Raw genomic sequence first — 12,719 nt, 5'->3', positions numbered from 1 at the left:
GTTTAGCGGGTTTGATACTGACACGTACCGCGTCCCGGGCGCAATGGAACCCCGCTGTTAGCCTGGCCACGTGAAGATCTTCGTGGCCCGCCTGCCGGGGACCCCGGTCTTCGACCCGGCGGGCGACCAGATCGGCCGCATCAGGGACGTCGTGGTCGGGCTGCGCATCGGCCGCCGGCCCACCGTCCACGGGTTCGTCGTGGAGGTGCAGCCGCGCCGCCGCGTCTTCCTGCCCGTCACCCGCCTGGTCCGCATCGAGGCCGGCTCCGTCGTCTTCACCGGGCGGCTCAACATGCGCAGGTTCGAGCAGCGCGCCACCGAGACGCTGGTCATCGGCGAGATGCTCGATCTCACCGTGACCGTCGAAGGCCAGCCGATGACCGTCTACGACGTCGCCATGGAGGAGATCAAGCCGTCCGTCTGGGAGATCACCAAGGTCGCCGTCTACAAGCGCAGGCGGCGCGACCCGCGCATCGTCGCCTGGCAGGAGGTGTCCGGGTTCGACACGCTGCAGAAGGACCAGGGCGCGGCCGGGCTGATCGCCGCGTTCGAGTCGCTGCGCGCCGCCGACATGGCCAGCGCCCTGCACGACCTGCCCAGCAAGCGCCGGCTGGAGATCGCCCGCGCCCTCAACGACACGCGCCTCGCCGACGTGCTGGAGGAGCTGCCGCCCGACGACCAGATCGGCATCCTCAGCATCCTCGAGCCCGAGCGGGCCGCCGTCGTGCTGGAGGAGATGGGGCCCGACGACGCCGCCGACCTGCTGCACGACCTGCCCGACCAGCAGGCGGCCCAGCTCCTCGCGCTGATGGAGCCCGAGGAGGCGGCGCCGGTGCGGCGGCTGCTGACGTACCCGGAGACCAGCGCGGGCGGCGTGATGACCAGCGAGCCCGTCATCCTGCCGCCCACCTCCACCGTCGCGGAGGCGCTCGCCCACATCAGGCAGCAGGACCTCACGCCCGCCGTGGCCGCCCAGGTCTACGTCACCAGGCCGCCGACCGAGACGCCGACGGGCACGTACCTGGGGGTCGCGCACTTCCAGCGGCTGCTGCGCGAGCCGCCGTCCACGCTGCTCGGCGCCGTGCTCGACCCCTCGATCGACCCGATCAAGCCGGAGTTCACGCTGCGCGAGGTCACCTATTACCTGGCCAACTACAACCTCGTCGCGGCGCCCGTCGTGGACGAGCTGGGCCGCCTGGTCGGGGCCGTGACCGTGGACGACGTGCTCGACCACATGCTGCCCGAGGACTGGCGGGAGAGGGACGACGAGCATGACTACTGACCGGCTCGACCAGCCGCGGGCGCTGCGCCGTACGCTGCGGCCCCACTACGACCCCGAGGCGTTCGGGCGGCTGTCCGAGCGCATCGCCCGGTTCCTCGGCACCGCCCGGTTCATCGTCTACATGACGGTGTTCGTGTCGCTCTGGGTGCTGTGGAACGTGTTCGCGCCGCCGCACCTGAAGTTCGATCCGTACCCGTTCATCTTCCTCACGCTGATGCTTTCGCTGCAGGCGAGCTACGCCGCGCCGCTCATCCTGCTCGCCCAGAACCGCCAGGACGACCGCGACCGCATACAGTACGAGCAGGACCGAGAGACCGCCGACCGCAACCAGGCCGAGATCGAATATCTGACGCGCGAGATCGCCGGGCTGCGCCTCGCCATCAACGACGTGGCCACCCGCGACTACCTGCGCGCCGAGATGGGAAGGCTGCTCGACGAGCTGAAGGACACCGTCGCCGCGAGTCCCGGGGCCCCGCAGGACGGCCGTTCGTCGCGCACGGGGCACGCGGAGTAACCTTGAGACGCTGTTGCACAGACATCTAACAGTGCGGATTAACCCGGCGAGGCCGCTGGTTCATACCATGGAGGGGCATCCTCACCGGCGTCCCGGCGCCTGTCACACATAGACCGACTAAGGAGGGCCGGCACTCCCTCGTGCCGAGACTTCGATGGCACCAACCCAGGAACTCGTGACGGCCGCGCTGTCCACCGTCATCGACCCCGAGATCCGTCGCCCGATCACGGACCTCGACATGGTCAAGAACATCGAGATCGCTCCCGACGGCTCGGTGCGCGTAGGCGTCTACCTCACGGTGGCCGGCTGCCCGATGAAGGACACCATCAGCCGCGACGTCACCGCCGCCGTCGCCAAGGTCGAAGGCGTGACCGGCGTGCAGATCGAGCTCGACGTGATGAGCGCCGAGCAGCGCAAGACCCTGCAGACCAAGCTCAGAGGCGACCGCGGGCCCGAGAAGGAGATCCCGTTCAACCAGCCGGGCTCGCTCACCCGCGTCTTCGCGGTGGCCAGCGGCAAGGGCGGGGTCGGCAAGTCCTCGGTCACGGTCAACCTCGCCGCCGCCATGGCCTCCAACGGGCTCAAGGTCGGCATCGTCGACGCCGACATCTACGGCCACAGCATCCCCCGCATGCTGGGCGCCGCCGAGCGGCCCACCAAGGTCGAAGACATGATCATGCCTCCGGTGGCCCACGACATCAAGGTCATCTCGGTCGGCATGTTCAAGCCGCCGGGCAACACGCCGGTCGTCTGGCGCGGCCCCATGCTCGACCGGGCGCTGCACCAGTTCCTCGCCGACGTCTACTGGGGCGACCTCGACGTCCTCCTGCTCGACCTGCCGCCCGGCACCGGCGACATCGCCATCTCGGTCGCCCAGCGGCTGCCGGGGGCCGAGATCCTCGTCGTCACCACGCCCCAGATGGCCGCCGCCGAGGTCGCCGAGCGGGCCGGCTCCATCGCGGCGCAGACCCACCAGCAGATCGCCGGCGTCATCGAGAACATGGCGTGGCTGCCCTGCCCCCACTGCGACGAGCGCATCGCCGTCTTCGGCGAGGGGGGCGGCCAGACCGTCGCCGACGCGCTCACCCGCACGCTCGGCGCGCGCGTGCCGCTGCTCGGTCAGGTGCCGATCGACATGCGGCTGCGCGAGGGCGGCGACGAGGGCAAGCCGCTCGTGCTCACCGACCCCGACTCGCCCGCCGCGGCCGAGCTGCGCACGATCGCCGACGGGCTGAGCAAGCGCTCCTCCAGCCTCAAGGGCATGCAGCTGGGCCTCGCCCCGCGCCGCTGACCCCGCACCTTCGTCGGGCCCGCTCCCAGGTTGCTCTGGGCGGGCCCGACGCGCGTCTGTGGGGGTCTGTCAGGTCGCTTCCGAGTCGTACGGGGGGATCTCGCCGAAGCCCAGCTCATCGACCGGCTCCGGCGTGTACGTGGCCGCCGCCGGCTCCAGCTCCTTCGGCTTGCCCTGGTTGTTCCAGTCGTCCTCAAGGTCGTCGAGGAGATGCTTGCGGACGAAGTTGCGCGGATTGAGGTCGGCCGGGTCGAAGTTCTGGAACTCCGGGCCCAGGCCGGCGCGCAGGTCGTCGCGCGCGCTGTTGGCCATCCGGCGCAGGTTGCGCAGGGTCTTGCCCGCCTGCGCTGCGGCCTGCGGCAGTTTTTCGGGACCGAAGACGAGCAGCGCGATCACGATCAGCGCTCCGATCTCCATCCACCCGAGTCCGAACACCGTGAGCTCCTACCGCAGTCCAACCTCTCCGAGGACAACCCCGGCCTATCCACAGACTAAGGGCTCCCAGCCGTGCCCGAGTCGCCCCCCCAGCCACAAATCCCCCAGCCCGCGGAAAGAGCACCCCACCCAGCACGTGACGGGGTGCTGAGGGCGTCGGTCGGGTTGTCTTCCGCTCGACGCCCTTGCTCGATCAGCCCGCCGTCAGGAGGGTGTGGGGGCCGGCTCGTCGTCCGCCACGACGGTCAGGGTCGCGGTGCGGTCCTGGCCGTCGCGCTGGTACTTGACCTTGATCTTGGAGCCGGGCTCCTTGCTGCGGATCAGCGCGATGAGCTCGTTGCCGTCCTGGAGGGTGAGACCGTCGATCTCCAGGATCACGTCACCGGCCTTCAGGCCCGCCTTGTCGGCGGGGCCGCCGGGGGTGACCGGCTGCTGGCCGGCCGCCGGTTCGGTGGCGATCTTGACGCCCTGGCCCCTGAAGTCCTTCTCCAGGACGATGCCGATCTTCGGACGCTTGGCCTTGCCGGTGGTGATCAGCTCTTCCGCCACCCGCCGCGTCTGGTTGACCGGGATCGCGAAGCCCAGCCCGATGCTGCCGCTCTGGCTGGTCATCGACCGGCCCAGGGTGGCGATCGCGGAGTTGACCCCGACGACCTCGCCCTTGCCGTTCACCAGCGGACCGCCGGAGTTGCCCGGGTTGATCGCGGCGTCGGTCTGGATGGCGCTGATGTACGCCGGCTCCTCGCTGCTGGTGCCGGTGTCGTCACCGGCGATGACCGGCCGGTTGAGCGAGCTGACGATGCCGGTCGTGACCGTGCCGGTCAGGCCGAGCGGCGAGCCGATCGCGATGACGGGATCGCCCACGACGACCTGGTCGGAGTTGCCGAGCGTGATCTCCGGCGTCCCGAACGTCTCCTCAGGCTTGACCACCGCCAGGTCGGAGCCGGGGTCGCGGCCGACGATACGGGCCGTGGTGGTCTTGCGGTTGTTGAACATGATCCGGATCTCGCCGCCCTGCGCGGCCAGCGAGACGACGTGGTTGTTGGTGACCACGTAGCCGTTCTTGATGAGGAAGCCGGAGCCCGAGGCGCCCTCGGTGTTGCTGCCGTTGCCGACCTCCAGCGAGACCACGCTGGGCAGCACCCGGGCCGCCACCCCTGCGACGGAGTCGGGCGCGCGGTTGGTGGCGCCGGTGGGCAGCGGGCCCAGGCTGTAGGAGGGGTCGTTGGCGCTGCTGCTCGGCCGGGTGAGCAGGTAGGTGCCGACGCTGCCGAGCAGGGACGCCACCAGCGCGATGACCAGGGCCATGGCGATCAGGAACCCGGTGCGCGGCCCGCGGCCCGCGGCGCTCCCGTCCTTGCCGCCGGGCGGTGGCGGGGCCCAGCCGGGGCCCATGCCCATGGCCTGGCGCGGGGGCGGCGGCTGAGGCGGCCCGCCGTAGGAGTCGCCGTACGCACCGCCGCGCGGCCTCCCGTAACCCGGGCCTTCGGCGGACGACCCGAACGGCGGCCCCTCGTACGAGCGGGCGCCCCCGTCGGGCGAGCCGAAGAACGGGCTGTCATAGGCCCGCGTGTCCCCGCTGGGCGGCCCGAAGGACGGCCCGGAGGAGGGCCCACCGGAACCGGGCGGCCCGAAGGAGGGGCCGGAGGTGTCGGATCGGCCGAAGGACGGGCCGGAGGAGTCGGGCGGGCCGAAGGAGGGGCCGCTGAAAGACCCGGAGGAGTCCGGTGGGCCGAAGGAGGGGCCTTCGTGGGAGCGGGTCTCCGCGTCGGGGCGCCCGAAGACGGGGCCGTCGTAGGAGCGGGAGTCGGCGTCAGGGCGGCCGTAAGCAGGGCCTTCGTGGGAACGGTCCGGGGGGCCGAACGACGGCGGGCCGTACTGCGGCCCCGTGCCCTGCGGCCCTGCCCCGCCGTACGGTGGCGAGCCGGAGCCCCCGGGGCGGCCCGACGGGTCGCCCCACGACGAGCCGAAGGACGCGGGCGGCTCCGACCGCTGCTCGGACCGGTCGTCCGCGGGCAGGAAGTCAGGCCGCCCCTGTGGCTCGGGGGAGTCCGACGGTGTGCGTCCTTCTGCGGACCGCGTCTCGTCGGTCATCTAAGTCTCACCACTCCTTGGCTCGGCCACCGCAAATCCGGGCTCTTGCGGCATACGAGTGATCTAAAGCTTTTGTCAGGACTTGCCTGTGACAATTCCCGAACCCAGATCGTATGCCCGCTCCGCCGCCGACTACGCCAACCGATTGCCCCCGGCCTTGCCGAGGTCAGGGTGTGGCGGTAGCGGGGGCGTTCGTAGGCGTAGTACGGGCCTGCTGCTGGAACAGTTCAACAGGCGGAGCCGGGTTGTTCTGCCCGACTCCGCTCACGGCGAAGAAGGTGCCGAGCGCCACGGCCGCCGAGACCACGCCGACCGCGACATAGGTGTTGCGCCGCCTACCGCCACGGCCAGGCCCCGAAGCCCCGCCACTGGCGTCGCGGCGCGGCCGGTTGTCGAGCGGCGCGATGGTGTGCGGCCCCGGAATGGGCACTCCCCCGAACGTACGCGTGGGGAAAGGGCGCTCCCTCGGCGGCAACGGCCCGCCCGGCTCCGCCATGCGGAGCAGGGACATCGTCAGGTCCGCCGGCATCGCCGGCGACTCGAGCGAGCGCAGGCGGGACTTGAGCGCCCGCACCGACTCGACCTCGCGACGACAGTCAGCACAGAAAGTCAGATGAGCCAGCGCACGCTCGCGCTCGGTGTGGCTGAGCTCTCCGTCGACGAGCGCGGATGCGCGTTCTCCCAGATGAGCCATGTCAGATTTCCTCCCCACGGATCACGGTCGGGGGGAGTTGAGAATTACGGGGGGCTCGATGGTCGAGAGCCTCCCGCAACTGCGCCCGGCCACGGTGAATACGGCTTCGGACCGTACCCAGCTTGACGCCGAGCGTGGCCGCGATCTCCTCGTAGGACAGGCCCTCGATGTCACACAGCACGATCGCGGCCCGGAACTCGGGGGCGAGCGCGTCGAGGGCGGCTTGGATGTCGGGCTCCAGGTGGGCGTCGTCGAACGCCTGCGCCGGGGACGGCTCACGACCGCGCAGCCGCTCGGCGGCGTCGTCGGCCAGCCCCTCGAACCTGATGCGCTGCTTGCGCCGCGCCATGTCGAGGAACAGGTTGGTCGTGATCCGGTGCAGCCACCCCTCGAACGTGCCGGGGGTGTAACTCGACAGCGACCTGAAGACCCTGACGAAGACCTCCTGCGTGAGGTCTTCGGCGTCATGGACACTGCCGGTCAGCCGGTACGCCAGCCGATACACGCGTGCGGAGTGAGTCCGCACCACTTCCTCCCAGCTGGGAGGCGTCCAGTCGGACGACACCGGAGCATCGGTCTGGTGGTCGCTCTCGTCCACCAGAACTCCTCTCTCTGGGACCACCGCTACCGCCATAGTGCCTGGTTTCGTCCCTTCGTGCGCACTGCCTGCCTTCCGGACCGGCAAAGCCCGTTTAAACCTGCAACGCCTCGGGACCCTCCTGAGTTCCCGTCCCGGCGTGTCTCCCCTAGGCTGCGATCGGTGCCAATCACGCGTATACCTCGCGACCAATCGCACGAAAGTGGGGGGAGGAGGCCGATGACCACTCCGGTGGAGGCCACTCTGGCCTATGCGGAGCAGTTCCATCATGAGGATGAGATCCTGCACGCGGCGCGGCAGCGCGGGCTGGAGATGGGTGCCACACCCATCCTTCCCGGCGGCGGTGCCGCCCTGTGCTTTCTCGCGACCGTCGTCAACGCCAAGTCGGTGGTCGAGATCGGCACGGGTTGCGGCGTGTCGGGATTGTGGCTGCTGCGCGGCATGCGTACGGACGGCACTTTGACGAGCGTCGACGTGGAGCCCGAGCATCAGCGGCTGGCCCGGCAGGCGTTCACGGAAGCCGGGTTCTCCGGCAGCAGGGTGCGGCTCATCTCGGGCCGCGCGCTCGACGTGCTGCCGCGCCTGTCGGACGGCGGCTATGACATGGTGTTCGCCGACGGCGCCAAGCAGGAATACGCCGACTATCTCGCCGAGGCGGTCCGGCTGCTGCGCGTGGGCGGCATCGTGGCGTTCGACAACATGTTGTGGCACAACCGCGTGGCCGACCCGACGCAGCGCGACACCGACACGGTGGCGCTGCGTGAGGTCGGCAAGCTGGTGCAGTCGGACGAGCGGCTGCGCTCGGTGCTCATGCCGCTCGGCGACGGCCTGCTGGCCGCGGTGAAGATCTCCGGCTGACCCACCGGCCCCACGCGGGGCCGGTGGGCGAAGCGGTCAGCCCTTGGTGAGCCACTCCACCAGGAGGCGGACGCCGAAACCCGTGGCGCCCTTGGTGAGCGTGCCCTCGTCGACCGTGCTGCGCCCGACGCCGGCGACGTCGAGGTGCGCCCACGGCCGCTTGCCCGCGAACTCCCGCAGGAACAGCGCCGCCGTGATCGACCCGCCGCCGTAGGTGGAGCCCGACTCGACGTTGGCGAGGTCGGCGATCGGCGACCTGAGCGCGGGCGCGTAGTCCTCGACCAGCGGCATCCGCCACAGCTTGTCGTCGGCCGCCTGGCCCGCGGAGACGAGCCGCTCGGCCAGCGTGTCGTCGGAGGAGTAGACGGCGCCGTAGTGGCGGCCGAGCGCGACCGTGATGGCCCCGGTGAGCGTGGCGATGTCGATCACCTCGTCGGGGTCGAGCACGGCGTCGGCGTAGGCGAGCGCGTCGGCCAGCACGAGCCGGCCCTCGGCGTCGGTGTTGAGCACCTCGACCGTACGGCCGCCGTAGTGCTTGATCACGTCGCTGGGCCGCTGGGCGGTGCCGGACGGCATGTTCTCGGCGGCGGCGACCAGACCGGTCACGCGTACGGGGGCCTTGAGCTCGGCCAGCGCCTTGAGCACGGCGATGACGACCGCGCCGCCCGCCATGTCGGTCTTCTGGGTCTTCATGTTGTCGGTCGGCTTGAGCGACAGCCCGCCCGAGTCGAAAGTGATGCCCTTGCCCACCAGCACGACGTGCCGCTCGACCGGCTCGTCGGGGGTGTAGGTGAGCTTGATGAGCCGGGGCGGGCTGGCCGAGCCCTGCCCGACGGCGAGGATGCCGCCGAACCCGTCGGCCTTCAGCCGCTCCTCGTCCCAGACCTCGACCGGCACGCCGCTCTCCTGGGCCTGCTCGGCGAGCCAGGCGGGGTTCTTCACCGAGGACGGCATGTTGGCGAGGTCGCGGGCGAACGCGACGGCCCGCGCGACGGTCTCGGCGCGCCGCACCTGGCCCTCGTCGGCCCCGGCGAACACCAGCGTGCCGACCGGCTTCTTGCCGGCCTGGCCGATCCTGAACGTGTAGGCCGCCAGCAGCGCCGCCTCGGCGAACGGCGTCAGATCACCCTCAGGCGGCACCACGGTCAGCGTGTCCCTGCCCTTGGCCTTCCTGGTCAGCGCGGCGGCGGCGGTGCGCAGGGCGCGCGGTGAGCCGTCGCCGACGCCGTAGAGCAGGACCCGGCCCACTCCGCCGGACCGAGCCACCGGCACCTCGACGATCTCGCCCGCCTCGCCCTTGGCGTCGTAGTGGGCGAGCAGGCCGGCGGCCGGCAGCGGCAGCTCGACCGAGGGGCTGAGGTCGGAGTCATAGGGGACGGCCAGCAACTCGGCGTCGTCGGGAACCTCGGTGACCACCGACGTAGTGGTCTCAATGGGCACGAACTACTCCTCAAACGTCAGCGACCCTGGCGTCGTGGCACGCCAGGGTCGTGGAACAAAGTGATCTCCGGGGAGCGCTCAGCCGACGACGTTCTTCAACGCCTCGCCGAGCGCCTTGGCCTCGTCGGCGGAGATCTCCACGACGAGCCGGCCGCCACCCTCCAGGGGGACCCGCATGACAATGCCGCGCCCTTCCTTGGTGACCTCGAGCGGACCATCGCCGGTCCGCGGCTTCATCGCCGCCATGCGTGCATCCCTTCCTGCCTTGGGCTCCCGCGGCCCGCGATTTCCGACCTCCCGAGGGGGTGGTCGGCGCATTCACGTCTTCTGTGATGTCCTATTCTCCCGCATCGAGAGCGCTCATGGGTAACGATCTCCTCCCAGAATGCGTTGTCGAGGCAGGCGATGACGTCCAAACTGGACCTCGTGCACGCTCGCGCCGCTCTGTTCGACCTCTATGGTGACCACCTGCGTTCACGCGGCGGACAGGCGTCCGTCGCCGCTCTCGTGCGCCTCATGAAACCCCTGGAAATAGCCGCTCCCGCCGTACGTACGGCGGTTTCGAGAATGGTGCGCCAGGGCTGGCTCCAGCCGGTGCGGCTGCCGCAGGGCGCGGGCTACGGGCTGACGCCGAAGTGCGTCAGGCGGCTGGACGAGGCGGCGCTGAGAATTTACCGAGCCGGAACGCTGACCTGGCACGGCCGCTGGCACCTGATCGTCTTCGAACCGGTCAAGGAACGGCAGCGCAGAGAGCGGCTGAAGGCGGACCTGACATTCCTCGGCTACGCCTCGCTGTCGGAGACGACGTGGATCGGCCCGCGCTCCTCGATCGAGCTGGACAACCTGCTGGAGGGCGAAGGGGTGCGGGCCGACAGGTTCGACGCGGCGCTGGAGGGCGACCCGCGCGAGCTGGTGGCCAGGGCATGGGATCTGGACGCCATCGGCGAGGCGTACGAACACTGGCTGGCCGAGGCTGTCACGCTGATCAGCACGCTGCCGGAGGAGGCGCCGCCCGACCGGGTGTTCGCGACGCGGAGCCGGCTGGTGCACGGGTGGCGCAACTTCCTGTTCCGCGATCCCGGCCTGCCGCCCGAGCTGCTGCCCGCGGGCTGGCCGGGCGAGAAGGCGCGGGCCTTCTTCGAGCAGGAGGCCGCCAGGCTGCTGCCCGCAGCCGCCGCGTTCGTCGACAGGGAGTTGCTGTGATCCGCTATGACGTGGCCGACGCCGTCGCCACCATCACGCTCGACCGGCCCGAGGCGATGAACTCGCTGACCGCCGAGACCAAGCAGGCGCTGCACGACGCGCTGCGCAAGGCCGCGCACGACCGCGGGGTGCGCGCGGTGCTGCTGACGGGCTCGGGACGGGCCTTCTGCGCGGGCCAGGACCTGCGCGAGCACGCCGACAACCTGGAGGCGGGGCGCGGGCTGGCCAACACCGTGCGGGCGCACTACAACCCGATCGTCGAGCTGATCAGCACGATGCCCAAGCCGGTGGTGGCCGCCGTCAACGGGGTGGCGGCGGGTGCGGGCGCGTCGCTGGCGTTCGCGTGCGACCTGCGGGTGGCGTCGGAGCGGGCGAAGTTCGCGCTGGCGTTCGCGGGTATCGGGCTCGCGCCCGACTCGGGCGCGTCGTGGACGTTGCAGCGCCTGGTGGGTCAGGGACGCGCGGCCGAGCTGATGCTGCTGGGCGAGCCCCTCGACGCGGCCCGCGCCCTGGAGCTTGGCCTGGTGACCCGCGTGGTGCCGGCGGAGGACGTCATGAAGACTGCCACGGACCTCGCCGTGCGCCTCGCGCAGGGTCCCACGCTGGCCTACGGCGCCACCAAGCGGGCGCTGGCCTACGCCGCCACCCACGCGCTGGCCGACTCGCTGGCCATGGAGGCCGACCTCCAGGACCAGTGCGTCGCCACCCAGGACCACCTCAACGCCACCCGCGCCTTCCTCGCCAAGGAGCAGCCGACGTTCAACGCGGAGTGACCTCTCCTAAGGGATGGTGGGCACCATGCACGCACCCGGCTTCGACGCTCCCGGCGACCGCCCTCGCGACGGGTCGTTCGTCCAGCACGGCTGCGTGGCCTCCACGGGCTCCTGCGGCCTCTCACTGCTCATCGCGGTGCCGGAAGACCCTGGCGCTGCTGCACGGCCCTCCCCGGGCGGCCACGGACCCGGGACGGCGGGTCGTGGTGGCGCTGGGCGCGGGCATCACCGGCTCAGGCCCCTCGGGCGCAATCACGTGGCGGAGCTCACCGCGTACGCGCGATGCAGTCCTCAAGATGATCGTTGACCAGCCCGATCGCCTGCATGAGCGCATAGGCGGTGGTCGGGCCGACGAACCTGAAGCCGTGTCTCTTGAGCTCCTTGGCCAGCGCCTTCGAGCCCGGCGTGACGGCCGGCACGTCGGCCATCGTGCGCGGCGCCGGCGCGTCGGGGTCGGCGTGCCGCCACACCAGCTCCGACAGGCCATCCCGCAGGTCGAGCGCGGCCCTGGCGTTGGCGACGGCCGCCTCGATCTTGGCGCGGTTGCGGATGATGCCGGCGTCGCCGAGCAGCCGCTCGACGTCCTTCTCCGTGTACGCCGCCACCTTCGCGATGGAGAAGCCGTCGAACGCGGCGCGGAAGTTCTCCCGCTTGCGCAGGATCGTCAGCCACGACAACCCCGACTGGAACGCCTCGAGCGAGACCCGCTCGAAGACCGCGTCGTCGCCTTTGACCGGGCGGCCCCACTCCTTGTCGTGGTAGGCGAGGTACATCGGGTCGGACATGCCGACCCAGGTGCAGCGGATCGGCCCTGTCATCGGCCCTGTCGTCGGCGCTGTCACTTGCGCTGCTCATCCTCCTGGCCGTTGAGCGAGGCCCGCGCGGAGGAGTCTTCCTGCTCCTCGGCGTCCTTCTCGTCGGCCTTCTCTGCTTCTTCGGCCTTCTCGGCCTTCTCTTCGCCGGCCTTGTCCTCGGGCTCCTTCTCAGCCTCGGGCAGCCGCCACTCCGGGTCCTCGGGCGGGCTGGTCAGGCCGGCCTCGCCGTCCCACGACACCGAGGCGCCGCTGGAGGTCACCGGGTCGCCGGACTCCGACAGCTCGCGGGACTCGGCGGGAGCCTCGGGCTCGTGCTCGGTGCGCGGCCCGGAACCGGGCGCTGCGTAGACCTCCTGCCGCGCGTACAGCCGGTTGGACAGCAGCTCGGAGACCCGCTGCTCCAGCACGGCGATGCGGGTGTCACGCGCGCTGATCGCCGTGGCGGCGCGGCGCAGCGTCTCATCGACGCTCTGCGTGTGATAGCCGACCAGGTTGACCGGCAGGTGGAGGGCCATGAAGTCGACCGCCGAGAGCTGCCCCGCCTCAGGGAGGTCGAGCGGCGGCACATCGGGCGGGAACTCGGTCAGCTCACCGCCCTTGCCCAGGGAGACCAGGACCACGCAGACCAGGATCGCGATGGCGGCGATGGCGAGTATGACCAGCACATTGGCATCGTACTCATAGCATCGGGGCACGAGGTCCCGCACATGCCGCGACCGGTG

General features: G+C 70.8%; 14 protein-coding genes. 6 read left to right on the top strand and 8 right to left on the bottom strand.

Going from position 1 to position 12,719, the window contains the following annotated elements:
- The first annotated feature begins 70 nt into the window (after window positions 1-70).
- The 3 genes from AB0K12_RS25085 to AB0K12_RS25075 all read left to right on the top strand — a co-directional run bounded on the left by AB0K12_RS25085 (window position 71) and on the right by AB0K12_RS25075 (window position 3,087).
- Window positions 71-1,282 carry a CBS domain-containing protein gene (locus AB0K12_RS25085; protein ID WP_364565783.1) on the top strand — a complete coding sequence of 404 codons (1,212 nt, stop codon included), beginning with the start codon at window positions 71-73 and terminating at the stop codon, window positions 1,280-1,282.
- Complete coding sequence (locus tag AB0K12_RS25080; RefSeq protein WP_364565780.1) at window positions 1,272-1,796, top strand: DUF1003 domain-containing protein; 525 nt, start codon at window positions 1,272-1,274, stop codon at window positions 1,794-1,796. Before AB0K12_RS25085 ends, AB0K12_RS25080 begins: the two co-directional genes overlap by 11 nt.
- A gap of 154 nt (window positions 1,797-1,950) precedes the next feature.
- Window positions 1,951-3,087 carry an Mrp/NBP35 family ATP-binding protein gene (locus AB0K12_RS25075; protein ID WP_364565777.1) on the top strand — a complete coding sequence of 379 codons (1,137 nt, stop codon included), beginning with the start codon at window positions 1,951-1,953 and terminating at the stop codon, window positions 3,085-3,087.
- Window positions 3,088-3,156: 69 nt separating this feature from the next.
- Here the strand turns inward: AB0K12_RS25075 and AB0K12_RS25070 are convergent, their stop codons facing one another.
- The 4 genes from AB0K12_RS25070 to sigE form a co-directional block, all read right to left on the bottom strand.
- A complete protein-coding gene (locus tag AB0K12_RS25070) occupies window positions 3,157-3,522 on the bottom strand; it encodes a sec-independent translocase (protein WP_364371351.1) in 366 nt (121 codons plus the stop codon).
- Window positions 3,523-3,726: 204 nt separating this feature from the next.
- On the bottom strand, window positions 3,727-5,616 hold the full coding sequence (locus tag AB0K12_RS25065) for a trypsin-like peptidase domain-containing protein (RefSeq protein ID WP_364565770.1): 1,890 nt from the start codon (window positions 5,614-5,616) through the stop codon (window positions 3,727-3,729).
- A 166-nt stretch (window positions 5,617-5,782) separates the two neighbouring features.
- Complete coding sequence (locus tag AB0K12_RS25060) at window positions 5,783-6,310, bottom strand: zf-HC2 domain-containing protein (protein WP_364565767.1); 528 nt, start codon at window positions 6,308-6,310, stop codon at window positions 5,783-5,785.
- A gap of 1 nt (window position 6,311) precedes the next feature.
- The gene (gene sigE / locus AB0K12_RS25055; RefSeq protein WP_364565764.1) at window positions 6,312-6,944 is read right to left on the bottom strand and encodes an RNA polymerase sigma factor SigE; all 633 of its coding nucleotides are present in this window, start codon (window positions 6,942-6,944) and stop codon (window positions 6,312-6,314) included.
- Between the two features lie 183 nt (window positions 6,945-7,127).
- On the opposite strand from sigE, the gene AB0K12_RS25050 reads away from it, so the two are divergent.
- Entirely contained in the window at window positions 7,128-7,766 is a 639-nt protein-coding gene (locus tag AB0K12_RS25050) for an O-methyltransferase (protein ID WP_355424398.1), read from the top strand.
- A 36-nt stretch (window positions 7,767-7,802) separates the two neighbouring features.
- Here AB0K12_RS25050 and AB0K12_RS25045 read toward each other — a convergent pair whose 3' ends face one another.
- Window positions 7,803-9,206 (bottom strand): leucyl aminopeptidase, encoded by a 1,404-nt coding sequence (locus AB0K12_RS25045; RefSeq protein ID WP_364565760.1) that lies wholly within the window; start codon window positions 9,204-9,206, stop codon window positions 7,803-7,805.
- A 78-nt stretch (window positions 9,207-9,284) separates the two neighbouring features.
- The gene (locus tag AB0K12_RS25040; protein ID WP_020545024.1) at window positions 9,285-9,452 is read right to left on the bottom strand and encodes a DUF3117 domain-containing protein; all 168 of its coding nucleotides are present in this window, start codon (window positions 9,450-9,452) and stop codon (window positions 9,285-9,287) included.
- Between the two features lie 159 nt (window positions 9,453-9,611).
- Between AB0K12_RS25040 and AB0K12_RS25035 the strand changes: the two genes are divergently transcribed.
- Window positions 9,612-10,409, top strand: a complete 798-nt coding sequence (locus AB0K12_RS25035; protein ID WP_364565757.1) for a PaaX family transcriptional regulator C-terminal domain-containing protein — start codon at window positions 9,612-9,614, stop codon at window positions 10,407-10,409.
- Window positions 10,406-11,182 (top strand): enoyl-CoA hydratase-related protein, encoded by a 777-nt coding sequence (locus tag AB0K12_RS25030; protein ID WP_364565754.1) that lies wholly within the window; start codon window positions 10,406-10,408, stop codon window positions 11,180-11,182. Before AB0K12_RS25035 ends, AB0K12_RS25030 begins: the two co-directional genes overlap by 4 nt.
- A 266-nt stretch (window positions 11,183-11,448) precedes the next feature.
- Here AB0K12_RS25030 and AB0K12_RS25025 read toward each other — a convergent pair whose 3' ends face one another.
- A complete protein-coding gene (locus AB0K12_RS25025; protein WP_364565751.1) occupies window positions 11,449-12,000 on the bottom strand; it encodes a DNA-3-methyladenine glycosylase I in 552 nt (183 codons plus the stop codon).
- Window positions 12,001-12,020: 20 nt separating this feature from the next.
- Window positions 12,021-12,662, bottom strand: a complete 642-nt coding sequence (locus AB0K12_RS25020; RefSeq protein ID WP_364565748.1) for a hypothetical protein — start codon at window positions 12,660-12,662, stop codon at window positions 12,021-12,023.
- Window positions 12,663-12,719: the final 57 nt, after the last annotated feature.

The sequence above is a fragment of the Nonomuraea sp. NPDC049419 genome (assembly GCF_040676995.1).
In the GTDB taxonomy this organism is placed as follows: domain Bacteria; phylum Actinomycetota; class Actinomycetes; order Streptosporangiales; family Streptosporangiaceae; genus Nonomuraea; species Nonomuraea salmonea.
This window is presented reverse-complemented; position numbering and strand designations above follow the sequence as displayed.

Coding starts and splice junctions, on each gene's coding strand:
- AB0K12_RS25025 (WP_364565751.1), bottom strand. CDS start 12,000: ATGACAGGGCCGATCCGCTGCACCTGGGTCGGCATGTCCGACCCGATG.
- AB0K12_RS25075 (WP_364565777.1), top strand. CDS start 1,951: ATGGCACCAACCCAGGAACTCGTGACGGCCGCGCTGTCCACCGTCATC.
- AB0K12_RS25035 (WP_364565757.1), top strand. CDS start 9,612: ATGACGTCCAAACTGGACCTCGTGCACGCTCGCGCCGCTCTGTTCGAC.
- sigE (WP_364565764.1), bottom strand. CDS start 6,944: ATGGCGGTAGCGGTGGTCCCAGAGAGAGGAGTTCTGGTGGACGAGAGC.
- AB0K12_RS25050 (WP_355424398.1), top strand. CDS start 7,128: ATGACCACTCCGGTGGAGGCCACTCTGGCCTATGCGGAGCAGTTCCAT.
- AB0K12_RS25080 (WP_364565780.1), top strand. CDS start 1,272: ATGACTACTGACCGGCTCGACCAGCCGCGGGCGCTGCGCCGTACGCTG.
- AB0K12_RS25065 (WP_364565770.1), bottom strand. CDS start 5,616: ATGACCGACGAGACGCGGTCCGCAGAAGGACGCACACCGTCGGACTCC.
- AB0K12_RS25060 (WP_364565767.1), bottom strand. CDS start 6,310: ATGGCTCATCTGGGAGAACGCGCATCCGCGCTCGTCGACGGAGAGCTC.
- AB0K12_RS25040 (WP_020545024.1), bottom strand. CDS start 9,452: ATGGCGGCGATGAAGCCGCGGACCGGCGATGGTCCGCTCGAGGTCACC.